Raw genomic sequence first — 26,270 nt, forward strand, 5'->3', positions numbered from 1 at the left:
TAAACATCATATAAAACTTGAAATATTATTTCTAAAGTTGTATAATACAGATATAAGCAAAATAAATTAATTCTAGCTTTAAATAAGCTAGATGCTAAAAAATTAGGAGGTAAAAAAATGAAAGTTATAATGGTTTGCTCAGGAGGAATGTCAAGTTCATACAATTATATATAGGAGGAGAGTATGGAAGGAAAGCATATTCATAATAGAATAGCTAGTATTGTAAAGGAGTTACCCAATTCTGAACAAAAGATTGGAAACTTTGTATTGGAAAGCCCTGAAAAAGTTATAACCATGTCTGCCAGTAAGTTGGCAAAAGCAACAAACACAAGTCCAGCAACAGTGATGAGGTTTTGCAAGTCTATTGGCATACCAAGCTTTACTGATTTAAAAATAAAATTATCGGCAGAAATAGAGCTTCCTTCTTATTCATCCTATACAGATATATCACCAAATGAAAGTATTTCAGAAATCAAAAACAAATTATTATCTAATGCCTATAGATCAATGGAAGAAACCATACAAATATTGGATGATAGAATTGTAAAGGAAGTAGTAGAAGTTATAAAAAAAGCATCAATTATATATGTGTTTGGTATAGGAGCTTCAAACTTAGTAGCAGAAAATATTGCTCAGAAATGGAATAGAATAGGAAAAACAACAATTTCATTATTAGATTCCCATCAAGTAATATCCGCTTTAATTTCAGGTCCTAAAGATGTAGTTTTTATTGGAATTTCAAATTCAGGTGAAACAGATGAGGTTTTACGCATTGTAAGAATTGCGAAGAAAAGAAAAATAAAAACTATTGGAATAAGTCAGTTTGGAAACAATAGTTTAAATCAAGAGGTTGATATTTCAGTAAAAACAGTAAAAAGTAAGGAGGCAGAAATCAGAAGTGCAGCAACAAGCTCATTACTCATACAATTTATGGCTATAGATATCCTTTTTTATGCTTATGTAGCTGAAAATTATGAAGACAATATCAAAAAAATAAGAGAAACCAAAAAGGCTATTGATGAATATAAGGACTATTGAGATTTATAATAACCCTAATTACTTATTGATATAAAAAATATTAGTAATTAATCAGGGTTATTATTTTTTATATGAACATTTGAAAATGGGTACATCCTATTTTATACTTAAGATAATTAGGTAAATCTAGGAGTGATAGAGTATGAAGAGAAGGATATTTGTTATTTTATCTATTTTAATATTTTCCTTATTATTTAACATAACTTATGCAAAAACTAATGGACAAGAAGAAACTGGAGAAACCACAAAAGAAATAGTCGATGAAGGTGAGTGGAGAACATCTAATTGGAAATATTATAATAATAAAGAAATCGTTTTTGGGGGTGGAAGTTTTTCAACTGTAGAAGAGGCTCCTTGGAATAATGGAACTTTAGACAAAGATGATATTGAAATTATAACTTTTAAAGCTAAAGTAAAGGCGCCAATCGATATGTCTTATTTATTTTATGGCTTCAATAATTTAAAAGAAATAAATAATCTAAATAATTTCGATATAACAAAAACTACTAATATGTCTCATTTATTTGATGGAGTTAAAATAAAGGAAATAGATATTTCAAGGTGGGACAATGCAAAAGAAATAAAAAATACGTCTTATATGTTCAATAATATTAAAAATATTAAGAAGTTAGATGTATCGGGCTTTAATACTGCCACAGTTACTGATATGAGTTATATGTTTGCCAATTCTAATTTTGAAGAAATAGATTTATCAAAAAATAGTGTGCTTGGAGTAAAAAACATGAATAATATTTTTCTAAATACTCCTTATTTAAACAAACTAACACTAGGGTTAAATTTTCGTTTTAAGGGTAATACAGGACTAGCTAAAGGTACAACTCCATATACAGATAGTTGGAAGGGGCTAAAAACAGGAGTTTATTATAAATCGACAGAAGAGTTTACCAAAAATTATGATGGAAATAATTTTGATACATATTATAGGATTATAAAAAAATATAAAGTTGATTTTGATAATAATTTTAATGAAATTATAAATACTCAAGAAGTTGAGCATGGCAATAAATTAAAAAAATTAGAAAATCCTAAAAAAGAAGGCTATAAATTTACTTATTGGTCAATAGATAAAGAAGGTATTAAAGAGTTTGATTTTGAAAAACCAATAACGAATAATGTTACTTTATATGCAAATTGGAAAAAAGAAGTAAGTATTGTTTATGATGGAAATGGAAACACCGGAGGAGTTGTTCCGATAGATGAAAGCAAATATGAAGAAGGAAGTAAGGTTACCTTAAAAAGAAATGAAGGAAACCTAGAAAAGACTGGCTACACATTTGCAGGTTGGTCCTTGGAAGCGGATAATGATGAGAGCAAAGTAATAACTGAAATTGCGTCCATAGAAGAAGATACAACAGTCTATGCCGTGTGGAAAGAAGTTCCCAAATATAGAGTTAGCTATGATGCTAATGCTGACGATATTGTTTTAGGAACTGTTCCAATAGACAACAGAGAGTATGAAAAAGGTGAAACTGTAGATGTATTTGGAAATGCGGGTAATTTAGCAAGAAAAGATTATAAATTTGATGGCTGGGCTAAGGATCCATTAGGGAATGATACAATAGAAGATACTTTTATAATAACAAAAGATACAATTCTATATGCCCAATGGGTACTGGACAGATCTGTTATAGATTCAGAAAAACCTATAAATCCAACAGGCACTATAAAAGAAATAACCCTAATAGGTGGAAGGTCTACCTTAACTGAAAACATAGAGAGTCAATTAATGGACTTTGTCCAATACAGACTAGCTGGTAAGGATAGATATGGAACATCAGCAGATGTAGCAAAAGAATACAAGAAATCCAGCATAGTATTACTGGCAAGTGGAGAAAAATATACAGATGAATTAACAGCAACAGTACTTGCAAATAAATTAGATGCGCCAATAATGTTAACAAGAAAAGATGCTATTCCGGCAGAAGTAAAGGCTGAAATAAACAGACTTGGAGCGACTAAAGTAATATTAGTAGGTGGAAATAATTCAATATCTGAAAAAGTAGAAAAAGAACTATCTGCTTATACAGTTGAAAGAATAGGTGGACCGGACAGATACGATACAGCAATACTAGTAGGAGATAGAGTAAGAGGATTAACAGGAAGTAAAACAGATGGGGTATTAGTTGATGGAACAAACTTCCCAGATGCCATAGCTATGACATCTATGGCAGTAGAAGAAAATATGCCAATACTGTTAACAAGACCGGGTCAATTACCGGAAAGTACAGCAAAAACAATAAAAGACTGGAACTTATCTAAGGTTACCATTGGTGGAGGAGTTAATTCAGTATCAGATACAGTGGCAAATGAAGTTAAGAAATTTGCAACAGTAGATAGAATAGCCGGTGCTGACAGATATGAAACATCAGTATTGGTGGCAGAACAAGTATATGTAAAACCAAAGCATGCAGTAATAGCAAGTGGAGAAGTATTCCCGGATGCTATAGTTGGAGCACCATATGCAGCAAAGAATGGTTATCCAATGGTACTATCTAGAGGAAATAATGTTTCGGAAGTTGTAAAGGACTATATATTTAGTAATAGATAATATATAATATAGTAAATTATAAATGCACTAATTTTTTTAGTGCATTTTTTATTTTCAAAATAGGGTATACATGTATTGTGTTTGTTTAAATTGTATTAAGGAGAATTTTATGAATATATTATTAAATTTAGATAATTTTCATGAGGATTTTATTAAGTTTTACTTAGAAGATTATATTGATAGAAAGATGTCTGTTTTAATTATTCCTTTTTCTTTTCATGAGGATTATATTAAAACTCCAAAGGAATGGGATAGAGAATTTAAGTTTCAAAAGGGAGAGGCTTATAATAAGTTAACGACTCCTTTTCTTGACTATGGTATTTTTGAAGAAAATATTAAATGGCTTAACTATTTTTTGGATAATCGAGAAACGGCTAAAAGAAAAATTGAAAATGCAGATATTATATATTTTCAAGGTGGATATCCAGACAAATTAATGAGTAGATTAAAAGAGTTTGATATTGTGGATACTATTAAAAATTATAAAGGAATTATTATGGGTGCTTCAGCTGGTGCAATGATTCAATTTAAAGAATATCACTTAACGCCTGATGACGATTACTATGAATATGGGTACTATGAGGGACTAGGATTTATAGACGATTTTGAAATAGAAGTTCATTATAGAAATACATACCAACAAAGGAAGTCTATGAGAAGGTATTTTTTGGAAAGAAAGAAAAAAATCTACTCCGTTGGAAACGAAGGGGCAATTGTTTTTTTAAATGGTGAAATAAAAACCTTTGGCGATGTTCAACTATATAATAATTTAGAGGAATTAAACAATATAAGGGTAGTTGAGGGGGATAATGTTTATTTAAGAGATTTAAACGATGATGATATTGAGACTATTTGGAGTTCACGTATGGAAATAGAAAATAATATTAACAGACTTTTTATTTCGGATATTTCTCAAGTTGAGTACATGATAAGAGAGAAAGATAATAAAAATAAATTTTTTGCAATTATGGAGAAGAAAAATAATAATCAAGTAGGATATTTGTATTTTAAAGAAGAAAAATATGTAACTGCAAGGATATTTTTAAATATCTTTAGTGAATATGAAGGGAATGGGTATGGCACAGAAGCAGGACATATTTTATTAGATTATATTTTTTCTACGTCTAATGCAAGAAGAGTGGAAATTAGCATAAATTATTTAGATGAAAAAACAAATAATTTATTAAACAATTTAGGTTTTAAAAAGGAAGCTCATTTTAAATCAAAAATATATAAAATAGATGAGTTTTTAGATGAATTAGTATATACGGTTTTTAAAGATGATTTTTATGAAATTACAAAGGATTTAAAAGTAAATTATAGTTTTGACGAATTTTATAATGCTTTGGAAAATGGTCATAAAGTTGAAATAATATATAATCGTCATAAATATTCTGTTTTTTGGGATTATATGGGGCATTTAGTATTTTGTGATGAAAGTGCAGATAATTATTTTGTGTATGAAAATTTTGACCAATTAATTTCATCTGTAGAAATAAGTGAACATAATATATACGATTTAATAAAGAATAATTTAGCTGATAGTATTAATATAATCGAAGATATACATTAAAATCAATAGATGTGAAAACACTAATATGGTTTTTAATTAAAACTAAATATTAAAAAGGTCTTGCTTTGGATATTATCCTAAAACAAGACCTTTTTATAAAAAATATAAAAATTATAAATATTCTTTTATTGTATTAACAATGGTTTCTTTTTCTTGATATCCTGAAATAGCCTTTACCATTTTACCGTCTTTAAATATCATTGTTGTTGGTGCACTAAAAATAACATATTTTCTTGCTAATTCAAGATTTTCTTTAATATTTACCTTGTATACTTTGTAACCTTCGGCTTCTTTTGCAATTTCATCAATAATAGGCTCTAAGGCAGCACAAGGTACACAATCTTCTTTCCAAAAATCTATAACTACAGGAATATTAGAATTAAGAACCTCTTGTTCAAAATTCTCAGTTGTTATATTCATAATAATCCTCCAAGTTTTTCTTTTTATTATATATTACTTCATTAAACCCAAATTTATCAAATAAATTATAAGCAGGAATATTATTTAGGTTTAAGTACAGATATAGGTATTCAAATCCTTCGTTTAATAATTTATAGCATGTATTTTCTAAAAGTATAGTTGCTACATCTTTTCTTTGATAGTCAGGATTTGTAAATAAATAGGTAATAGTCGGCTCACCTTTAAAAATGCAAAGTAACAAACCACCAATTATTTTATCATCTTTTTCTATAACTGATGAAAGATTAGGCATAAATTCCCCATAAAGACCCTTGAAAACATTACTTATTTCATCTTGAAAATCCTCTAGAGTATCACCTTCAAAATCAACTGAATTGGAATATGCTTTGTACATAGTGTTAGCTAATTCATCACTCATTTCATAAAAAACCTGATTAACATCTTCGTTTGATTTGTAATATCCATCAGCTAAATTGAGTTTCATTTTTATACGGTCAACCATAACGCACCTCCCTATAAGTACATTATACCCATATAATTAATATCCAATTTTTGCAAGGAAATATTCTTTTTCATCAATATTATATTTTTTAAGTAAATCAATAATATTGAACTTACTAATATTTTTTAATATTAGAATACTGTTATTGTCAACAGTTTCATTTTTTTCTAAATTATTAGTATTTTTTAAATCGGAAATTAAATCTTCATTTATATCTGTTCTTAAATAATAACTTCCTTTAATTTCATGGTTTAAACTTGTTGATTCTTTTAAATGGAAATCTTCAATACTTGTATTGTCTAGGAAGATATCAATAATATCCCTACAAACAGCATCTCCTGTTGGAAGTTTTCCTGCTCCGGCACCATAGAACTTTAAAGGTCCTACATTGCTACCCTCAAATGAAATAGAGTTAAAAGCCATACTTACTGTTGAAAAATAATCTTCATTTGTAACAATTGTAGGCTCAACAAAGGCAGTATATCCTTTATTTTTATCGAAGGTAGATGTTGCTAAAAGTTTAATAGTAGAATTGTTTTTTTCTAAATATTCAACGTCACATAGTTCAATTGTAGATATACCAAAAGTGTCAATATTTTCTTCCCTAATATCAACGCCAAAGGCTATGGAACTTAAAATTCTTAATTTCCTCATTGTGTCTAAACCTTCAACGTCATCTGTAGGATCTGCTTCTGCATAGCCTAGTTCTTGAGCATCTTTTAATATGTCTTTATATGATAATTTCTCTTTAAACATTCTCGAAAGTATATAATTACATGTACCATTTAATATTCCTTGTAGGGACTCTATGTCATTTAACATTATTTCTTCCCTTAAAGGTTTTATTATTGGTATTCCACCACCAACTGAAGCTTCGTAGAGGAACTTAACTTTATTTTCAAGAGCAGTAGAGTGAAGCTCTTTAAAATAAGCAGAAACTACAGATTTATTAGCAGTAACAACATTTTTTCCGGCTTTTAAGGACTTAGAAATATATTCAAATCCCTTTTCTAAAGCTCCGGTAAGTTCAACTACAATATCAATTTCTGGATCATTAAGAATTATATTAAAATCATTAGTTAGAGTAATGCCATCAACAATATCTCTTTCCTTGTTAATATCGTTAACTAAGATAGTTTTTATATAAAAATCCTGGTTAATTATTTCTTTTATTTTTTCTCTACGCTCTAGAAGTATTTCATATACTCCTTGTCCAACTGTTCCAAAACCTAGTATTGCTATATTTTTCATATTTCACCTCTGTAAATTATTGTATATAATTATATATGTTATTGAAATAAAATTCAATTATATTTAGGTAACTAAAGTTATTTTTTAATTAATAACCATATCTTTTTTATATTTTATTAAAAAACATTAATTTATTATCGTATAAGTATACATTTTTACTAAAATATTATTACATTAATATCTTTATGATTTTTGTATAATAGTTTTTATGATATACTTTTTTTATGTAAATATTTGAGGTGAATATATGAAAACAAGTAAAGAAGTTGCAAAAGTTGCAATAAAATTAGCATTATCAGAAAATTTTGACGAAGAGAGAGAATTAAAAAAAGAGTTTGAAACAGTTGGAATAAAATCATGTGCAGTTAATATAGGTGGAAATATATTAAATTCCATACCTAAATTATTAGAATCGGCATTAGTTAGTGCTAAAAGAAATAATTTAGTTGGAGATAATCATGTGTATGACGGAGCAGTATTAGGTGCAACGAAAGAGGCATTAAATCAAATAATTGAAAAAGCTTCAGGTCTTAATGCAGGTGGTAAAATTGGAATAGCAAGGGGAGAAGACCATATTGCAGTTTGTATATTCATTTCAGTTGGACTACTTCATCTTAATGAATTATCTATAGGACTTGGACACAGAGTTATACCAATTAATTAAGAGTTATTGATATTATATTATATATTGACAAACTCTTGTTATCATATTATGATATAAGGAATAAATGCAAAGATAGAGAAAAGTAAAATTTGAGTTTCTTAGAGAGTTGTTATTTGGTGAAAGACAATAAATGATTTTTTTACGATTCGCTCTAGAGCTAATAAGGTGAAATAAAGTAGTCTTATTCGGAGATTCCCGTTAAAGAATAGCAAGTGATGATTTTTTTATCATAATTTGGGTGGTACCGCGGAATATAGCTTTCGTCCCTTTTGGGATGAAGGCTTTTTTTATTACCTAAATCTATAATATAAATATTTAATCATCACAATATGTCAGGGTAGCACTTTAGTAATTTTAAATAAAATAATTAAAAGATATATATTACGGAGGGACTGGGGTATGAAAATTTTAAAAAAAATATTGGCAATAGGAGTAGTAACGTCACTTTTATTAACAGGATGTAGTAATGACAATGGAAAAGAAACAGATAAGGCAGCAACAGATAAAACTTCAGATACTAAAGCTGAGTTTACTATAGGAATAAATCAATTGTTGGACCACCAAGCTTTAGACAGTGCAAGAGAGGGTTTTAAAGATGGCCTAGAAGAACTAGGAGTAGATGTTAAATTTGAAGAAAAAAATGCACAAGGGGACATGGGAGTAGCTTCACAAATTGCAGAAAAATTTATTTCTGACAAAGTAGATATGATTTTCTCCATAGGAACTCAAGCAACTCAATCTTCAGCACAAGCAGTTACAAAAGCTTCAGCAGACATACCTATAGTTTTCTCTGCTGTTACAGATGCTGTTGATGCCGGACTTATGGATAATCATGAAAAGCCGGGAGTAAATGTTACAGGTGTTTTAGATGCTGCAGATGTTAAATCTCAATTGGAAATATTTAAGGAATTAGATCCAGAAATAAAAACAATTGGAATTATATATAACACTAGTGAGCAAAATAGTACAACACAAGTGGAACAAGTTGAAAAAATAGCTCCGGAAGTAGGTTTGGAAGTTAAGACAACAGGAATAAATAGTATAAACGACATGGCACAATCACTACAAACTCTATTATCAGATATAGATGCACTTTATGTTGTTTCAGATAATATGGTAGCAAATTCAGTAGACTTAGTTAGTGAAGCACTTAATGAGAAAAAGATGATTTCTATTTGTGCAGAGGAGTCTCAGGTAGATGGTGGAATTCTTTTAAGTAATGGTTCTAAATTCTACGATATGGGTAAGCAGGCTGCTGAAAAAGCTAAAGCGATTTTAGTTGATGGAACAGACCCAGGAACAATACCGGTAGAGTTAGGAAAAACTAAGACTATGAAAGTAAATGAAACTACTTTGGAAAAATTAGGATTAGATAAGAATTTACCAATTTTTGAAAATGCAGAATTTGTCAAATAGTTGACTTTATTATTTTTTAAAAGTAAAATAGTAGTATTAATGTAGCATTGTAGAATAGTAGAATTTTTAAATGATTTTAATTATGTAGGATAGTAGCAAAGTAGGGAAATAGAAAAGTTTTAGTCCCTTGTGCTTGTTGTGCATAAGGGACTTTGTTTTATTTTTAAAAGAAAATATTTTAGTATAAAATAAATCAATTATATTATAAGATCTAAAGTCGTTTTTTATTTGATGAAATAGATAATATAATTTTTTTATTTAAAACTTTTCTAAGTTTTGCACTATTCCCACTGAACTACATGGAATAATAGGGGGAATAAAAATGAAGAAAATTTGTAGAGTTGGTTTATTAATAGCTTTATTAATGTTTACGGTTATAGGTTGTTCTAACAATAGTAGTAAAACTACTACAACAACAGGAACAAAAACAAATGTAAAAGAAACAAATTCAAGTGATGTGGATTTTACAATAGGAATTGCACAATTAGCAGAGCATCCAGCTTTGGACTCTGCCAGGGAAGGCTTTATTGATGGTTTAGACGAGTTAGGTGTAAGTGCTAAAATCAATTATAGCAATGCCCAGCAAGATGCTAGTGTTGCATCACAAATTGTTCAAAAATACGTTGGAGATAAGGTAGATTTAATTTATTCCATTGCTACTCCAACTACTCAGGCAGCGCAACAAGCAACAGCTGATTCAGAGGAAAAAACACCGGTACTTTTTTCAGCTGTAACAGATGCAGTAAAAGAAAAATTAGTAGAATCAAATGAAAAGCCAGGTGGAAATATTACAGGTACTTTAGATGAAGCACCGATGAAAGAACAATTAAGCATATTTAAAGAAATAGATGATTCCATAGAAAATATAGGAATTATATATAACACAAGTGAAAGAAACAGTGAAGTACAAATTGAACAAGCTAAGGAATTAGAAGACGAATTAGGAATAAAAATAATAGAAATAGGCGTTAATAGTATTAATGATGTTACACAGGCTTTACAGTCTAAAGTAAAAGAGTTAGATGGAATTTACACTATTACAGATAATATGATAGCTTCTAGTATTTCTATTATTTCAGAAATCGCTATTGAAAATAAACTAGTTACAGTTGGAGCTGAAGAAGCTCATGTTCAAGGCGGAATACTAATATCAAATGGTATTAGTTATTATGAATTAGGAAAACAAACAGCGGAAATGGCTAAGAAAATATTAGTTGACGGTTTATCACCAAAAGATATTCCTGTAGAAAAATCTAAGACCTATATTAAAAATTATAATATTGAAACATTAAAGGCCCTAGATTTAAATGAGGAATTAAAAGTTTTTGAGGATGCAACAGAAATTTCTGCTGAATAATAAATTTTTTGGGGGGAACATTTTTGAATTTAATCTATACTACTATAGAACAAGGACTTATATATACAATACTCGGTATAGGTGTTTATCTTACTTATAAAGTATTGGATATAGCAGATTTATCTGTCGATAGTACATTTCCATTTGGAGCGTTACTATTTGCAAAATTAGCTACAATGGGAATAGATCCGGTAATTGGTACTATAGGTACCTTTGTATTAGGAACACTAACCGGATTATTAGCAGCTTTACTATGTATAGGTCTAAAAATAAAACCATTGTTAGCAGGAATTTTAAATATGACAATTCTATACTCCATTAACTTAAGGATTAATGGAAAAGCCAATGTGCCATTATCCGGCTCAAAGGTAATATTCGACTATTTTTCTTTTGGTAATAAATATATAGATAGAATTATAGTGATGATTGTTATAGTTGCAATTGTAAAATTTCTAGTTGACAGATTTTTAAAAACAGAATCTGGATATATGCTTGTAGCAACAGGAGATAATAAGTCCTTAGTTAGATCCTTAGGAGAATCTTCAAACAAATATATTATAATTGGATTAATGTTATCAAATGGTTTAGTAGCATTATCCGGTGCATTGTTAACTCAATCTCAAAAATTTGCAGATATGCAAATGGGACCGGGTACTATAGTTATTGCACTAGCTTCAATAATTATAGGAGATACTATATTTAGATATAGAAATCTAAGAGGTACAACTAGGGTATTAATAGGTGCAATAATATATAAGGCCATAAATGCATTAGCATTAGAAGCTGGATTACAACCATCAGACTTTAAGATGGTAACAGGTATTATTGTAGTGTTGTTTATTGCCTATAACAACGGATATGCAAATTGGCAAATAAAGAAGCGTAGTAAGGAGCGAATTTAATGTTAAAAATTAAGAATTTGTATAAGAGTTTCAATATAGGTACTGATTTTGAAAACAATCTTTTTCGTGACTTTAATATAGCTTTTGAAGATAATACTGCTACTACTATAATAGGTTCAAATGGATGTGGAAAGTCCACATTAATGAATTTAATTGCAGGATCATTAGAGGCAGATGCAGGTATAATTGAAATAGATGGTGAAGATATTAGTAAGTATAAAGAGGAAAAAAGATCTAAATATATTGGAAGAGTTCACCAAAACCCTTCTATGGGAGTATCTCCATCTTTAACAATACTAGAAAATATGGCATTAGCTGATAAAAAAAATGAAAAATTCACATTAAGAAAGCTTATTAAAAAAGATAGAATAGAATATTATAAAGAGCAGTTAAAAACATTGGATCTAGGTTTAGAAAATAAGTTGGATAGTAGGGTAGATTTACTTTCAGGTGGTCAAAGACAATCCTTGTCGCTTTTAATGGCGTCGATGAAACATCCCAAAATACTTTTATTAGATGAACATACTGCAGCCCTTGACCCAAAAACCTCCAGAGTTGTAATGAACAAAACAATTGATTTAATAAAAAATAAAAAGCTCACTACTGTTATGATTACCCACGATATGAGAGATGCAGTAGAATATTCAGATAGGGTAATTATGTTAGAACGTGGTAAGATAGTTTTAGATAAGAAAAGTTCAGAAATTACAGAACAAGAATTATATAAAATATACCAAGACAAAATAATTGAAATGGAAACAAGAACAGAATAGTAATTATAAAAGTGTACTTTATTGTACACTTTTTTTATGTTTTTTAAACATTTCACAAGAGGTGAAAACGTTACGAAAAAAACGTTGACATATTTATTTAAGTAATATATAATTTGGTTAACAGTTAACTTAGTTAACTATAAATGAAAGGAGTTATACATATGAGTAAAAGTGAAAGTAAGAAAAGTTTTTTTGACAGGTATTTTCCATTAATTCTAATTGGTGGAATAGTTATCGGAGCAATAATAGGAGCTGTTTTTGGAGAAAAAGCTACTAAGTTGAAACCTTTAGGAGACATATTCCTAAATCTAATGTTTACAATTGTAGTACCTATGGTTTTTGTTTCCATAACCAGTGCTGTTGGAAGCATGGTTAACTTAAAAAGATTGGGAAAAATTTTAGGGTCTACTGTAGCAGTATTTGTTATAACTGGATTAATAGCATCAGCTTTTGTATTAGTTACAGTAAATGTGTTTCCACCAACTGCAAATGTAACATTACCGGAAGCAGCAGAAATGGCAGAAGCTAAAACGGCAGGTGAAATGTTTGTAAGTTCCTTAACAGTTACAGATTTTGGACAATTGTTAAGTAAGGAACATATGCTTCCATTAATAATATTTGCAATATTATTTGGACTAGCAATGTCCATTTGTGGTGGGGATGAAAGTCCTGTTGGAAAATTCTTTGTAAATTTAAATGATATAATTATGAAGGTAGTAAGTTTCATAATGATGTATGCGCCAATAGGTTTAGGAGCATATTTTGCAAACTTAATAGGTGAATTGGGACCAGAACTAATTACAGATTACGGTAGAGTATTAATAGTTTATTATCCATTGGTATTTGTTTATATGTTTGTAATGTTCCCAATATATTCTTATTATGCAGGTGGTAAGACCGGAGTAAAAAGAATGGCTAAAAATATAGCAAATCCAGCAATAACTGCATTTGCAACACAAAGTTCCGTTGCAGCTATACCTGTTAATAAAGAAGCCTGTGACAAAATGGGTGTACCAGAAGATATTAGTAATATAGTACTACCAATGGGAGCTACAATGCATATGGATGGATCTGTATTATCATCAATTGTAAAAATAAGTTTTTTATTTGGTGTATTTGATATGCCTTTTACTGGTGTTAGTACATATGCAATGGCAATAGTGGTTTCTGTATTAGCTGCCTTTGTATTGTCAGGAGCACCAGGTGGTGGTCTTGTAGGTGAAATGTTAATAGTTTCATTATTCGGTTTTCCACCAGAAGCTTTTCCATTAATTGCTACAATTGGATTTTTAGTTGATCCAGCTGCAACAATGTTAAACGCTTCAGGAGATGCTATTGCATCTATGATTGTTACTAGAATAGTTGAAGGAAAAGACTGGGTTAAAAGAAAAGTAGGAATTTAGGTAATAAATATGGATAAAATTAATTTAGCTAATTTACCAACAAAAATTATTAAATTAGAAAAGTTAAGTAAAAAATATAATAAAAATATATATTTAAAAAGAGATGATTTTACAGGAACAGAAACTTCTGGAAATAAAGTGCGTAAATTAGAGTACTCAATAAAAGAAGCCTTAAATAATAAATGTAATTGTGTAATCACTGTTGGAGCTCTACAATCAAATCATTGTAGGGCAACGGCAGCGGTTTGTGCGAAGCTTGGACTAGAATGTCATTTAATTCTCAAGGGAAATATTGAGGAATTTGAAGGCAATTTATTTTTAGATTATATATTAGGTGCAAAGGTTCATCTAGTAAATGAAGATTCATCTTTAGATGAAGAAATGGACAAAATTGCAGAAGAACTAACTAAAAAAGGAAGAACAGTATATAAAATTCCTGTAGGAGCGTCTAATAAAATAGGTACATATGGATATATAAACACCTATAATGAAATACTCGAACAAGAGAAAAATTTAAATATAAAATTTGATTTAATCTCTATTCCTGTTGGTTCAGGTGGTACTTATGCCGGTCTTTGGTATGGCAATTATAATACAAATAATAATAAAAGAATCTTAGGATTTTCAGTTAATTCATCAAAAGAGGAATTTAAGGAAAAAATAGTAGATATTTTAAATACTATAGATAATAAAATTAATTCCTTTGACACAATAGACATAAATGATTTGTATGTAGGGGAAGGTTATGCAATAGCAACAAGAGAGGAACTGGAATTCTACTATAAGATTGCTAGTACAGAAGGGATAGTGTTTGATCCTTGCTATACAGGTAAAGCATTTAGAGGTTTAATTAAGGAAATAGAAAAAGGCAATATTAAGGAAGATAATATTTTGTTTATTCATACAGGTGGATTAATGGGATGGACAAAAGAACAAAGAAATATTATTTATGAAATTGCTAAGGAGAGAAAAAACAATGAAATATGATTTTGAAAGTTATTTAACAAGAAGAGAAACAGGATCTAGTAAATGGTTAAACATGGATTCTAGATGTTCAAATATAGGAGAGGGAGTAATCCCTATGTCTGTTGCAGATATGGATTTCTTAACAGCTCCAGAAATTGTAGAAGGTATAACTGAGTATGCAAAAACTCAAACTTTAGGCTATTCTAAACCTGTGGATTCCTATTTAGAATCCGTAATAAAGTTTTTTAAAGATTATCACAACTATGAAGCAAAAAAGGAATGGATTGTAACAACTCCTGGCATAGTATCAGCCTTGGCAACTTCAGTAAGAGCTTTTACAGAAGTTGGAGATGAAGTGATTATTTTTACACCGGTATATCATCCATTTTATGATGTAATTGAAGGACAAGGTAGAAAAATATTAGAATGTCCTTTAATATATGATAACAATGAATATAAAATAGATTTTGATAAGTTTAATGAATTAGCTTCTAAATCAGAGGTGAAACTAGTATTGTTCTGTAGTCCTCATAATCCTGGTGGAGTAGTATGGACTAAGGAAGATCTATTAAAAGTTGTTGAAATTGTTGAAAAAAATGATTTATTAATAGTTTCAGATGAAATTCACTCAGATCTTATTTTTAATAATAAAGAACATATAATATTGGGAAGAGTTAACGACACTATTGGCGATAGGGCAATAGTTTGTACCGCTGCTTCAAAAACTTTCAATATTGCAGGTTTACAATGTTCGAATATATTTATTAAAAACGAGAATATAAGAAAAGAGTTTGTTAAATGTAATGAAAATATTGGTATAGAAAGAGCTAATGTTTTAGGCTTAGTTGCTACTAAATCCGCTTATGACAATGCTTTAGACTGGTTAGAAGAAGTAAAGCAAGTAATTGATAAAAATAATAAAATTGTTATAGAATTCTTTGAAGAGTATGGAGATAATTTTAAAGTTATGAAACCAGATGCAAGTTTTTTAGTTTGGGTTAATTTTGAAAATTTAGAAAAAGAACATGGAAAATTTATGAGCTTTTTAGATACTCAATGTAATTTCTTTACAAGTGATGGTTTATCATTTGGGGATAATGGTGAAAACTTTATTCGAATCAATACTGGTCTACCAACAAAAAAACTTTTAGAAAATTTAGATAGAGTTAAAAAATATTTGAAGGAATACTATAATTTAGATAAATAGTAAGTATTAATAGTATCTACAATCTGTTAGAATTAATAGGTAGTAGATACTATTTATATTTTTATTTATAAGGGGGCAAAGGTATTGACTAAAACGGATAGGGACTATATTAGACAATTAGAAAAAATTGAACAAATAGATATTAATAGGTTAGAAAAAATCAATATCGATGAATTAGAAGAAGATGAGTTAAAGAAATTATATGTAGTTTTAGATAAATTTAATGAATATGTATATGATTTTGTAATTAATTACTACAAATATATTTACAAGTCTAAAGATTATGGAACTAATATGAATTTGTCCATGTTGGAAGCCCATTTAATAACTGATATTGCTGATAACCCAGGAATTACAGCTAATATACTTGCTAAAAAATGGGATAAAACGCCTGCTTTTATATCTCAAAGATTAACGAGTTTAGAAAAAATGATGATTTAATCTATAGGGAATTAAATTCAGATAATAGAAAATATTATAATCTCTATGTAACTAAAAAAGGAAAAGATTTTGATTTAAGACATAAAAAGTACGATGTAAATTCTATTATTATGACAAATAAAAAATTAATGGAGAAATTTTCTTTTGACGATATAGTAAAAATGAGAATTATGTTACAGGAATATTCAAATATAATTTTAAGTGAAAAAGAATAAAACAAGGGGTTTATGGGATTATTGAATAATAATCTCTTTTTTTGCTATTGGTATTATAAAAATATCAAATATATATAAAAAACATATAAGTTGTAATGATGTTTTTTCCTTGGTAAAATTTAAATAAAGACATTAAGGAGGAAGCAATGACAAAACAATATGCAAGGTTGGAACAAACATATAATAGCATTAAGGAAAAAATTCCCTTTGAGCCTAAAATAGCTTTAATATTAGGTTCAGGATTAGGCGATTTTGCAGATACAATAGAAATCAAAGCCGCTATTGACTATAAGGATATTGAAGGATTTCCTACTTCAACGGTACTAGGTCATAAAGGTAGATTTGTTTTTGGGTATATAAATAATATACCCTTGGTTATTATGCAAGGTCGAGTTCATTATTATGAAGGATATACAATGGAAGAAGTTGTATTGCCAATTAGATTAATGAAGAAAATGGGAGCAGATATATTATTTTTAACAAATGCTACTGGTGGAGTAAATGAAAATTTCCAAGTAGGAGATTTTATGATAATTAAAGATCAAATAGGCTCTTTTGTTCCATCTCCCTTAATAGGAGAAAATATAGAGGAGTTAGGAACAAGATTTCCTGATATGTCTGAGATTTATAGTAAAGACTTAATTGAGAAAATAGAAGAAGCAGCTTTTGAAAATAATATTAAGGTTCAAAAAGGTGTATATCTTCAATTAACAGGACCTAATTTTGAAAGTCCTGCAGAAATTAAAATGTGTAATATTTTAGGAGCTGATGCAGTTGGAATGAGTACTGCATGTGAGGCTATAGCTGCTAAACATATGGAAATGAAAATTTGTGGTATTTCATGTATTACAAATATGGCAGCAGGAATATCGAAAACGCCTTTAACCCATGAAGATGTGGCTGAAACAGCTGATAAGGTGGCTCCACTTTTTAAAAAACTAGTTACAGATTCTATTATTAAGATTGGAAGTGAAATATAGTTGAAAGCCCTATATTATAATGGTGAAAAATTATCCTATGTGGAAGACTACAGTAAGCCAACAAGGAAAGAAAATGAATCGTTAATAAAAATTGAACTAGCAGGAATTTGTAACACCGACAAAGAAATAATGAAGGGATATAGGCCAGACTTTAAAGGAATATTAGGACATGAATTTGTAGGGGTAGTAGAAGATTCAAAGGATAAATCCCTAATCGGCAAAAGAGTAGTTGCAGATATAAATAGAGGTTGTGGTAATTGTATTTATTGTACTAGCAATAGGGAAAAACATTGTCTAACTAGGGAAGTTATAGGCATCGATAACCATGATGGCGTTTTTGCAGAATATTTAACTTGGGATACAAGGTTATTGCATAGAATTCCGGATAATTTAGCAAGCGAGAAAGCGTTATTTACAGAACCTTTAGCCGCTGCAATTGAAATACTGGACCAAGTTCATATTAAACCAAGTACAAAGGTTGCCGTAATTGGAGATGGTAGATTATCATTTATGATTTCTCAAGTAGTTGCACTAACAGGAGCAGATTTAACCATAATTGGAAAACATAGTGACAAGTTAGAAAACTTTAAAGCATTTGCTAAAACAACAACTAGTACAGATGATAGCTATGAAATAGTTATAGAGGCAACGGGTAGTCCATCAGGATTTGATACAGCTAAAAAAATTACTAGAAAACAAGGGGTTATAGTTGTGAAAAGCACCTATGCCAATAATATAAATATTGACCTAAGCTATTTTGTAGTAAATGAAATTACCATTAAAGGTAGTAGATGTGGTCCTTTTAAGCCGGCTTTATCATTATTGGAAAAAGGATATGTAAATTTTCCTAATATTAAATTTTTTAAATTAGAAGAATTTGAAGAAGCTTTTAAATCAAAAGAATTTAAAATTGGGTTTAGAATAAAATAAGGGTGAGAAATGAAACCAACGAATGTAAATTTAAATGAAAATAAGTCAGCAGTAGTAATATTAGATCAAACAAAAATACCAAATGAAGAAATATACTTAGAATTGAAAACAGCTAAGGAAATGTACGATGCTATATTTGAGTTAAAGGTAAGGGGAGCACCAGCTATAGGAATTTGTGCTGCCTACTCAATTTATATTTTAGCTAAAAATATAAATGCAGATGATTATAATGAATTCTTAAGTGTTTTTAAAGAAAATAAGGAATATTTAAACTCATCAAGACCTACGGCAGTAAATCTTTCATGGGCCTTGGAAAGAATGGAAAAAGTTGTAATTTCAAACAAGGGAAAAAGCATTGACGACATTGTAGACTTACTTGAAAGAGAAGCAATTGAAATACAAGAAGAAGATATAGAAATGTGTAGGAAAATATCGGAATTAGGATTGTCACTATTGGAAAAAGAAGATGGTATTTTAACCCACTGTAATGCAGGACCAATGGCTACATCCCTATATGGAACTGCACTAGGTCCAATTTTACTTGGTCAGGAGAAAGGTTATAATTTTAGAGTTTTTGCTGATGAAACAAGACCTTTATTACAGGGAGCAAGACTAACTTCCTATGAGCTGGATAAAGCAGATGTAGATGTAACACTAATTTGCGATAATATGGCAAGTATTGTTATGAAAAATGGTTGGATTAATGCTTGTCTTGTAGGATGTGACAGAATAGCTGCCAATGGTGATGTAGCAAATAAAATTGGCACAAGTGGCGTTGCCATTCTAGCAAAATATTATAATATTCCATTTTATGTACTTGGACCTACATCAACCTTGGATATGGGATGTAAAACAGGTAATGATATTAAAATAGAGTTAAGAGATGGTAATGAAATAAAGGAAAAATTTTATAAAAAGCCTATGGCACCAAAAAGGGTTAATACATATAATCCTGCCTTTGATGTTACAGACAACAGTTTAATTACAGCCATAATTACTGAGAAAGGTATATGTAGACCACCTTTTAAAGAGAGTCTACTTAAGATATCAAAAAAATAGGAGGAAATAATGAAGAAAAAAAATTTAATTTTAATTGCTATGTTACTTGTAGCTTCAATGTTACTTGTAGCTTGTGGCGGTGGAAAAGATAATTCGGAAACTGGTACTGACGTAGCAGGTGGTAAAGTTGAAGATAAGGGTGATGCTTTAAATATAGCTATAGTTTCCAGTCCATCCGGTGTAGACGATGGTTCCTTTAACCAAGATAACTATGAGGGAATTTTAGCCTTTATCGAAAATCATCCTGATGCAAAAGTTACTCCAATACAAGAACCAACAGGAGACCCAGCGGCAGGAGTTAAACAAGTTTCAGATATTGTAGCTGATTATGATGTTATTGTAGCTTGTGGTTACCAATTTGCAGGAATTGGAGCAGTTGCAGAAGAAAACCCTGATACTAAATTTATTTTAGTAGATTCTTATCCTACAAATGCAAGTGGTGAAGAAGTAGAATTAGAAAATGTTTATGCTATGCAATTTGCTGAACAAGAAAGTGGATTTTATGCAGGAGTAGCAGCAGCATTAGAAACTAAAACCGGAAAAATAGCAGTAGTAAACGGTATTGCATTTCCATCAAATGTAAACTATCAATTTGGATTTGAAGCCGGTGTAAACTACGCAGTAAAACATTTAGATGCAAAAGCAGAAATAATTGAACTACCTTCCTATGCGGGAGAAGATGTTAATAAAAATAATGTTGGAGGTAACTACATAGGAGACTTCAACGATGAAGCTACAGGAAAAGTAGTAGGAAATGCATTAATTGACCAAGATGTAGATATAATGTTTGTAGCAGCAGGTAACTCTGGTAATGGAGTATTTACAGCAGCTAAAGAAGCCGATGATATAAAAGTAATTGGTTGTGATGTTGACCAATTTGATGATGGTAAAAGTGGCGACAAAAACATAGTTATTACATCTGGACTAAAAATAATGGGAATGAATGTTGAAAAACAATTAGAAAATATGGCTGCAGGTAAGTTTAAAGGTGAAAATGCATTATTGAAAGCAGACACTGACTCAACTGGCTATGTAAAAGAAGAAGGAAGACATCAACTGTCAGAAAAAACATTAGAAGAATTAGAAAAAGTATATACTGCAGTTAAAGAAGGAAAGATTGTACCACCTTCAAACTTTAGTGAAACTACACCTGAGGATTTTGAAGGACTTGAGTAAAATTAAAGACTGCTTTTTAGCAGTCTTAATTTTATTATTCAGGAGGAATTATGTCAGAATATATTGTTGAAATGAAAAATATAACAAAAAAATTTCCGGGTATTATTGCAAATGACAATGTTACTATTCAAGTAAAAAAGGGAGAAATATTCGCTATACTTGGTGAAAATGGAGCTGGAAAATCAACCTTAATGAGTATGTTATTCGGTATGTATGAGCCAGATAGTGGAGAAATTTACATAAATGGGAAAAAAGAGGAAATAAAATCTCCAAATCATGCAACGGATTTAAACATAGGCATGGTACACCAACACTTTAAATTAGTATCAAATTATACAGTAGCGGAAAATATTGTTATGGGTATTGAGCCTAAAAAAAGAGCTTTAGGATTCTTACCTTATGTAGATATGAAAACTGCAAATGAAAAAGTTAGAAAGATTTCTACAGAATATGGCTTAGAGGTAGACCCTAAGAAAAAAATAGAGGATTTAAATGTTTCTATTCAGCAAAGAGTGGAAATATTAAAAATGCTTTATAGGGAATCTGAAATATTGATTTTTGATGAACCAACAGCAGTACTAACACCACAGGAAATAGAATATTTATTGAAGATTATAGTGAATCTTAAAAATAGTGGAAAGACAATACTTTTAATTACCCACAAACTAGAAGAAATAAAAAAAGTAGCAGATAGGTGCGCTATATTAAGACGGGGAAAATTAGTAGATGTAGTAAATACAAAAGATGTTTCTACAAAAGACATGTCAAATTTAATGGTTGGAAGGGATATAGAAACAACTTTAGAAAAGAAAGAAGCCAGTTTTAAAAATATAGTTTTAGAAGTTAAAAATTTAAATGTTGAAAATAATGAAAAAATTAAAGTTGTAAAAGATATTTCCTTTAATGTTCATGGTGGAGAAATTATGGCAATAGCAGGAGTTTCAGGAAATGGTCAAATAGAACTGGCAGATGCTATAGCAGGAATGTTAGAAGTTAAATCAGGGACAGTTAAGCTTAACAACAAAGACATTACCAACTGGTCCATAAGAGAGCGAAATGTAGAAGGAATTGCCTATATACCTGAAGATAGACAAAATGTTGGCCTAATTATGAATTTTAATTTAAATTACAATCTATCTTCAAAAAATTATTATAAAAAAGAGTTTTCTAAAAATGGAGTATTAAATTATCAAAAATTTAAAGAATATGGAAAACAATTAATAGAGAAATATGATATTAGAAGTAGTCAAGGCGGAAATACAATAGTACGTTCAATGAGTGGAGGAAACCAACAAAAAGTAATTATTGGTAGAGAAATTGAACAGGATACTCCATTGTTAATTTTCGTTCAACCAACAAGAGGATTAGATGTTGGTGCAGTATCTAATATTCATAAATACATTATAGAAGAAAGAGATAAAGGGAAGGCTGTTTTATTAATTTCCTTAGAACTAGAAGAAGTTATGAACTTAGCAGACACTATTGGAGTTATATATAATGGTGAGCTACTAAAGGTAGAAGATGCTAACAAAATGACTAGTACAGAAGTAGGGGCTTATATGATGGGAGTGAAGAAAAATTGAAGGTATTAAGAAGGTTCTTTTTAAAAATTTTTGGAGATGAAAAAAGACAAGCTATTACTATTCCCATATTCTCTATTTTACTAAGTCTAGTTGCAGGTGCTATAATTCTTGCAGTTTTAGGGAAAAATCCTTTTTCAGCCTTATATAATTTACTTCGAGGTTCAGGACTTGCTCCAAAATTAAGATATGCCGGAAGTAAAGGAATGATAACAGACTTTGCCAGTTTCTTAAATTCTTTAACACCAATGATATTTGGAGCTTTAGCAGTGGCGGTAGCTTTAAAGGGTGGTTTATTTAATATAGGTGTTTCCGGACAAATGCTAGCCTCAGGTTTTATAGCGACTATAGTAATAGGTTATTCTGGACTTAATGCCTATATAGCAAAGCCCTTAGTTATTATTATAGGAATAGTAGTTGGTGGACTAGTCGGTGGTTTAATAGGATTTTTAAAGTATAAATTCAATATAAATGAAGTAGTAGCATCTATAATGATTAACTATATAGTACAATATACAACAAGCTTTTTTATTAATACCAGATATATTGACCCGGTATCTAGACAATCAGTTGCAGTATCCAGTGAGTCCAGGTTAACATTAATGAATACACAAGTAGGAAATTATAGAATGGATATACCCCTTGGAATTATATTAGCTATTGTTGTTGTTTTTGTAATAAAATTCTTAATCGATAAGACAAACTTAGGATTTGAAATTAAGGCAGTCGGTTCAAGTAGAAGTGGAGCTAAATATATAGGAATTCCTGTTGGTTCAAGAATAGTAACTGTAATGGTTATATCAGGAGCCTTAGCCGGACTAGCTGGAGTTACATATTTTTTAGGCTACTTTGGTTCCATTCAACCAAAAGTTTTACCAAGTCTTGGTTTTGATGCTATTGCAGTAGCATTACTGGGAAACAGTAATCCAATAGGAATAATATTTTCCTCATTTGTAATTAATATCATAAGTGAAGGTAGTGCATATATGAGCTCACAAGCAGGAATAGAACAGGAAATATCTTCTGTTATTACAGGTATTATTCTTTTATTTAGTGCCTGTGGAGCATATATAAAATATCGTTTATCAAAATCTAAGGATAAATTAGAAGAAGAAAAAAAGGAGGTAAAGAATAATGGATAAAATTATAATAGATGGTTTATCATTTGCTTTACCACTTTTTATAATGGCAATAGGTGGAATTTATAGTGAAAGAAGTGGAATTACAAATTTAGCCCTAGAAGGATTACAAGGGTTTGGTGCCTTTGGTGGTGCATTAGTTGCGGTATATATTACAAAAAATATGGGAATAAGCGATAATACAGCCTATTACATTGCAATACTTGTAGCAATATTAACGGGTATGCTCTACTCTATGTTACATGCTTTACTATGTATAAAATTTAAGGCTAATCAAGTTATTTCAGGAGTTGTAATAAATATTTTAGCAATGGCATTAACGTCATTTTTAACAAAATTAATAAATAAAACGGTCTTTAATACTCCATCAGATAAATTTGTACTAGCTGTTTCCGACAGAATTACAATACCGGTACTTTCAAAAATTCCTATACTCGGGGCAGTTTTTACTAAGATTTATCCCTTTGAAATAATTATTATTGCAGTTGCCATAATCGCTTGGTATATATTGTATAAAACAAGCTTTGGCTTACATTTAAGGGCAGCCGGAGAAAACCCTAATTCAGTAGATGCAGCCGGAATAAATGTAAATAGAACAAGATTTGTAGCGGTTTTATTTTCAGGAGCCTTATCAGGACTTGCAGGTATAAGTTTTGCATACTCAATTTCTGCTAATTTCTCTGGAAACATTTATGTAGGCTATGGTTACTTATCAATAGCTGCCTTAATATTTGGAAATTGGAAGATAATTCCAACATTAGGAGCTTGTTTGCTATTTGGTTTTGCTAAGTCTACAGGTTATGAAATAATACAAATCCTTAAATTGCCAAGTTCCTATTCAGACTTAATAATGATATTACCTTATGTAGTAACATTATTATTATTGGTTTTCTTCTCAAAACACAATAGAGCACCTGCTGCCTTAGGTGAAATTTACGATAAAGGAAAAAGATAATGAATACACGTTTTTACAATGGAAAAATTCTTACAATGAAAAACAATATGGAAGTTTTAGAGCAAGAACTTTGGGTTGTAGGAAATAAAATTGAATATATAGGAGATAAAAAAGAAAGCAATATAAAATGGAATAGGGAAATAGACTTAAAAGGTAATTTAATATTACCGGGTTTTAAAAATGCCCATACCCATTCAGCAATGACTTTCTTAAGGTCAAGAGCTGACGATTTACCTTTACAAGAATGGCTAAATAACCAGGTATTTCCTAGAGAAGCTCAATTATTACCGGAAGATATTTATTGGTTGTCCAGACTTGCCATATTAGAGTATTTGTCTAGTGGAATAACATCTAACTTTGACATGTATTTTCATCCAAGGGAAATAGCAAAGGCAAGTTATGACAGTGGATTTAGAACGGTAATAGTCGGTGCCTTAAATGATTTTACTCAAAGTATAGAGGAAATAGAAGAGTATTACTTAGAATTAAATAATAATGAAAAATACGATGATCTTATATCCTATAAACTTGGATTTCATGCAGAATATACAACAAGTAAAAATCTCTTAAAAGGTATAGTAGAATTATCTGAAAAATACAAGGCTCCTGTTTGGACACATAACTCCGAGACTTTAAGGGAGGTAAATGATTGTATTAATAGAAATGGAATGACTCCAACGGCGTATTTAGATTCATTAGGCATATATGACAATGGTGGAGGAGGTTACCATTGTGTATATTTAAATGAAGAAGATAAAAAAATATTTAAAGAAAAAAACTTAACAATTGTAACAAATCCTTCTTCTAATATAAAATTGGCCAGCGGTATAGCTAGAATAGATAAATTTTTAGAAATGGGAATTCCAATAGCAATTGGAACAGATGGACCTGCATCTAATAATGCATTGGATATGTTTAGAGAAATGTTTTTAGTGTCAGGATTAACAAAAGTTAAAACACAAGATGCTTCAGTTGTTGATGGAAATGATGTATTAAAAATGGCAACTACAGTAGGTGCCTTAGCAATGGGACTAAATAATTGTGATGTATTAGAAAAAGGAAAAGTTGCAGATTTAATAGTTATTGATTTAAATAGGCCTAATATGCAACCATTAAATAATGTAAGTAAAAATATTGTTTATAGCGGTAGCAAAGAAAACATTAAAATGACCATGATAAATGGTGAAATTCTCTATGAAAATGGTGAATTTAATGTTGGAATAGAAGTAGAAAAAATTTATGAAAAGGCAAATGAAATAACTAAAAGAATAAGGTAAATATTATAACCCTTAAATTCTTACTGGGATTTAGGGGTTAAATACATAAATCAATTCTTTTCTATATAAGAAATTAATGGAAAATATAAAACAATTAAGAAAAGTATTGTTTAAATTTGATTTCTAGGGTATAATATACATAGCAAAAGAGATATTTGCTAAAGATTTTAAATCTGAACCAACTAAAATTGATTTGTTTTAAAAAATTTTAGTTGAGGGAATGATAAAGAAGGACAGTTGATCTATTTAATATAGTATAGTCCAATGTAAATTATTTAATTTAATTATTGAAAACTAAGAAATAACAATTGAATATAAAGTAATTTGATTTTTAAAAAATTAAAGAACCGAGTTAAAAAGTTTTAACATTAGTAGTACCGAAAAAATATAAATAGAAGGGTATGATAGACTAGGTGATAGAACCAAAAATGAACTGTTGGTTCAGATTTGAAATCAAACAATAGGGGTAGATTATTA

At 29.7% G+C, this 26,270-nt stretch carries 23 protein-coding genes and 1 other annotated feature; of the genes, 20 read left to right on the plus strand and 3 right to left on the minus strand.

What is annotated here, in order from left to right; genetic code table 11:
• The first annotated feature begins 183 nt into the window (after nt 1-183).
• From JFY71_RS07725 to JFY71_RS07735, 3 genes are all read left to right on the plus strand, one after another.
• Nucleotides 184-1,038, plus strand: a complete 855-nt coding sequence (locus JFY71_RS07725) for a MurR/RpiR family transcriptional regulator (protein ID WP_243660232.1) — start codon at nt 184-186, stop codon at nt 1,036-1,038.
• A 142-nt stretch (nt 1,039-1,180) separates the two neighbouring features.
• Nucleotides 1,181-3,607, plus strand: coding sequence for a cell wall-binding repeat-containing protein (locus tag JFY71_RS07730; protein WP_243660233.1), 2,427 nt, complete (start codon nt 1,181-1,183; stop codon nt 3,605-3,607).
• 109 nt (nt 3,608-3,716) lie between these two features.
• Nucleotides 3,717-5,180: a GNAT family N-acetyltransferase gene (locus JFY71_RS07735; protein ID WP_243660234.1), complete on the plus strand. Its 1,464-nt coding sequence runs from the start codon at nt 3,717-3,719 to the stop codon at nt 5,178-5,180.
• A 111-nt stretch (nt 5,181-5,291) separates the two neighbouring features.
• Here JFY71_RS07735 and JFY71_RS07740 read toward each other — a convergent pair whose 3' ends face one another.
• From JFY71_RS07740 to JFY71_RS07750, 3 genes are read right to left on the minus strand one after another with little or no spacing between them, the layout of a single operon-like run.
• On the minus strand, nt 5,292-5,600 hold the full coding sequence (locus tag JFY71_RS07740) for a thioredoxin family protein (RefSeq protein WP_243660235.1): 309 nt from the start codon (nt 5,598-5,600) through the stop codon (nt 5,292-5,294).
• Nucleotides 5,584-6,102, minus strand: coding sequence for a GNAT family N-acetyltransferase (locus JFY71_RS07745; RefSeq protein ID WP_243660236.1), 519 nt, complete (start codon nt 6,100-6,102; stop codon nt 5,584-5,586). The genes JFY71_RS07740 and JFY71_RS07745 overlap by 17 nt, the downstream gene beginning before the upstream one ends.
• Before the next feature lie 36 nt (nt 6,103-6,138).
• Complete coding sequence (locus JFY71_RS07750; protein WP_243660237.1) at nt 6,139-7,353, minus strand: homoserine dehydrogenase; 1,215 nt, start codon at nt 7,351-7,353, stop codon at nt 6,139-6,141.
• A 247-nt stretch (nt 7,354-7,600) separates the two neighbouring features.
• Between JFY71_RS07750 and JFY71_RS07755 the strand changes: the two genes are divergently transcribed.
• From JFY71_RS07755 to JFY71_RS07835, 17 genes are all read left to right on the plus strand, one after another.
• On the plus strand, nt 7,601-8,017 hold the full coding sequence (locus JFY71_RS07755) for a HutP family protein (RefSeq protein ID WP_243660238.1): 417 nt from the start codon (nt 7,601-7,603) through the stop codon (nt 8,015-8,017).
• A gap of 60 nt (nt 8,018-8,077) precedes the next feature.
• Nucleotides 8,078-8,288: a binding site (T-box leader), on the plus strand.
• 128 nt (nt 8,289-8,416) lie between these two features.
• On the plus strand, nt 8,417-9,433 hold the full coding sequence (locus JFY71_RS07760) for an ABC transporter substrate-binding protein (protein ID WP_243660239.1): 1,017 nt from the start codon (nt 8,417-8,419) through the stop codon (nt 9,431-9,433).
• A gap of 322 nt (nt 9,434-9,755) precedes the next feature.
• Entirely contained in the window at nt 9,756-10,790 is a 1,035-nt protein-coding gene (locus JFY71_RS07765) for an ABC transporter substrate-binding protein (RefSeq protein ID WP_243660240.1), read from the plus strand.
• A gap of 23 nt (nt 10,791-10,813) precedes the next feature.
• Nucleotides 10,814-11,692, plus strand: a complete 879-nt coding sequence (locus tag JFY71_RS07770) for an ABC transporter permease (RefSeq protein WP_243660241.1) — start codon at nt 10,814-10,816, stop codon at nt 11,690-11,692.
• Entirely contained in the window at nt 11,692-12,465 is a 774-nt protein-coding gene (locus tag JFY71_RS07775) for an ABC transporter ATP-binding protein (protein ID WP_243660242.1), read from the plus strand. The genes JFY71_RS07770 and JFY71_RS07775 overlap by 1 nt, the downstream gene beginning before the upstream one ends.
• Before the next feature lie 161 nt (nt 12,466-12,626).
• A complete protein-coding gene (locus tag JFY71_RS07780; protein WP_243660243.1) occupies nt 12,627-13,868 on the plus strand; it encodes a dicarboxylate/amino acid:cation symporter in 1,242 nt (413 codons plus the stop codon).
• 9 nt (nt 13,869-13,877) lie between these two features.
• Complete coding sequence (locus JFY71_RS07785) at nt 13,878-14,855, plus strand: D-cysteine desulfhydrase family protein (RefSeq protein ID WP_243660244.1); 978 nt, start codon at nt 13,878-13,880, stop codon at nt 14,853-14,855.
• Nucleotides 14,845-16,041 (plus strand): MalY/PatB family protein, encoded by a 1,197-nt coding sequence (locus JFY71_RS07790; RefSeq protein ID WP_243660245.1) that lies wholly within the window; start codon nt 14,845-14,847, stop codon nt 16,039-16,041. The genes JFY71_RS07785 and JFY71_RS07790 overlap by 11 nt, the downstream gene beginning before the upstream one ends.
• 84 nt (nt 16,042-16,125) lie before the next feature.
• Nucleotides 16,126-16,482, plus strand: coding sequence for a hypothetical protein (locus JFY71_RS07795; RefSeq protein WP_243660246.1), 357 nt, complete (start codon nt 16,126-16,128; stop codon nt 16,480-16,482).
• Between the two features lie 361 nt (nt 16,483-16,843).
• Nucleotides 16,844-17,677 (plus strand): purine-nucleoside phosphorylase, encoded by an 834-nt coding sequence (locus JFY71_RS07800; protein ID WP_243660247.1) that lies wholly within the window; start codon nt 16,844-16,846, stop codon nt 17,675-17,677.
• A complete protein-coding gene (locus JFY71_RS07805; RefSeq protein ID WP_243660248.1) occupies nt 17,678-18,607 on the plus strand; it encodes an MDR/zinc-dependent alcohol dehydrogenase-like family protein in 930 nt (309 codons plus the stop codon).
• A gap of 9 nt (nt 18,608-18,616) precedes the next feature.
• Nucleotides 18,617-19,666: an S-methyl-5-thioribose-1-phosphate isomerase gene (gene mtnA / locus JFY71_RS07810; RefSeq protein WP_243660249.1), complete on the plus strand. Its 1,050-nt coding sequence runs from the start codon at nt 18,617-18,619 to the stop codon at nt 19,664-19,666.
• Between the two features lie 9 nt (nt 19,667-19,675).
• Complete coding sequence (locus JFY71_RS07815) at nt 19,676-20,842, plus strand: BMP family lipoprotein (RefSeq protein ID WP_243660250.1); 1,167 nt, start codon at nt 19,676-19,678, stop codon at nt 20,840-20,842.
• 50 nt (nt 20,843-20,892) lie between these two features.
• On the plus strand, nt 20,893-22,425 hold the full coding sequence (locus tag JFY71_RS07820) for an ABC transporter ATP-binding protein (protein ID WP_243660251.1): 1,533 nt from the start codon (nt 20,893-20,895) through the stop codon (nt 22,423-22,425).
• Nucleotides 22,422-23,564 carry an ABC transporter permease gene (locus JFY71_RS07825; RefSeq protein WP_243660252.1) on the plus strand — a complete coding sequence of 381 codons (1,143 nt, stop codon included), beginning with the start codon at nt 22,422-22,424 and terminating at the stop codon, nt 23,562-23,564. Before JFY71_RS07820 ends, JFY71_RS07825 begins: the two co-directional genes overlap by 4 nt.
• Nucleotides 23,557-24,516 carry an ABC transporter permease gene (locus tag JFY71_RS07830; protein ID WP_243660253.1) on the plus strand — a complete coding sequence of 320 codons (960 nt, stop codon included), beginning with the start codon at nt 23,557-23,559 and terminating at the stop codon, nt 24,514-24,516. Before JFY71_RS07825 ends, JFY71_RS07830 begins: the two co-directional genes overlap by 8 nt.
• The gene (locus JFY71_RS07835) at nt 24,516-25,793 is read left to right on the plus strand and encodes an amidohydrolase (protein WP_243660254.1); all 1,278 of its coding nucleotides are present in this window, start codon (nt 24,516-24,518) and stop codon (nt 25,791-25,793) included. The genes JFY71_RS07830 and JFY71_RS07835 overlap by 1 nt, the downstream gene beginning before the upstream one ends.
• Nucleotides 25,794-26,270 lie beyond the last annotated feature (477 nt).

This window comes from Miniphocaeibacter halophilus, from assembly GCF_016458825.1.
GTDB classification, from domain to species: Bacteria; Bacillota; Clostridia; order Tissierellales; family Peptoniphilaceae; genus Miniphocaeibacter; species Miniphocaeibacter halophilus.